1 protein-coding gene is annotated in these 305 nt (G+C 52.5%); it reads left to right on the top strand.

Features of this window, described 5'->3' with window-relative positions; translation table 11 throughout:
* Positions 1-17 precede the first annotated feature (17 nt).
* On the top strand, positions 18-305 hold a 288-nt coding region (locus tag MXD62_RS08255; RefSeq protein WP_248828811.1), incomplete at its 3' end, for an ABC transporter transmembrane domain-containing protein.

Here is a 305-nt window from a genome sequence, read left to right on the forward strand (position 1 = left end):
CGCCGATTATCCTGCTGGTGGCAACCTATGCTGTGCTGATCCTTGTTGCGGCTGGTTTGAACTATGTCCAGTTGATCTCTTTGCAGACGACGGCCCAGCGGATTATCCAGCAGTTGCGCATGGTGTTGTTTGTGCATCTGCAGAAGCTGTCGGTCTCCTTTTTTGACAAGACGCCGGTCGGCCAGCTGGTTTCCCGCGTCAGCAACGATACGGAAGCGATCCGCGAACTTTACGTCAGCGTTTTGGCTACCTTTGTGCAGAACGGAATCTATTTTATCGGGATCTTGACCGCCTTGTTTTTCCTG

Source organism: Frankia sp. Mgl5, assembly GCF_023242985.1.
GTDB classification, from domain to species: Bacteria; Actinomycetota; Actinomycetes; order Frankiales; family Frankiaceae; genus Parafrankia; species Parafrankia soli.